This window comes from Pantoea sp. SIMBA_079, from assembly GCF_046940275.1.
In the GTDB taxonomy this organism is placed as follows: Bacteria; Pseudomonadota; Gammaproteobacteria; order Enterobacterales; family Enterobacteriaceae; genus Pantoea; species Pantoea borealis.
The window spans coordinates 1-263 of the sequence record NZ_JAWRYR010000451.1 but is presented as its reverse complement, the minus strand read 5'-3'; the positions used below and the strand labels follow the sequence as shown (position 1 = coordinate 263).

Here is a 263-nt window from a genome sequence, read left to right as displayed (position 1 = left end):
CTCCATTAATCAACAACAATAAGACTCCTCCCAAAATACCTAAGGGAATAATTGATAATACGATGATGATCCCTTTAAACGTTTTAAACTGAAGCAGCAATACCGCAATAAACAGGAATGTACTCAAAATAATTACTGAAATAAAGTTTCCTCCCAGTGCATCGCCTTCCGATTCTTTTTCTCCTGATAATTTATAGGAATAGCCATCTGGCATTTTCAGCTTGTCCAATTGTGGAATGATGTCAACCAATAAATCATTGGCA

1 protein-coding gene is annotated in these 263 nt (G+C 35.7%); it reads right to left on the bottom strand.

The features are described 5' to 3' along the window. On the bottom strand, window positions 1-263 hold a 263-nt coding region (locus SB719_RS20760; RefSeq protein ID WP_412159830.1), incomplete at both ends, for an efflux RND transporter permease subunit.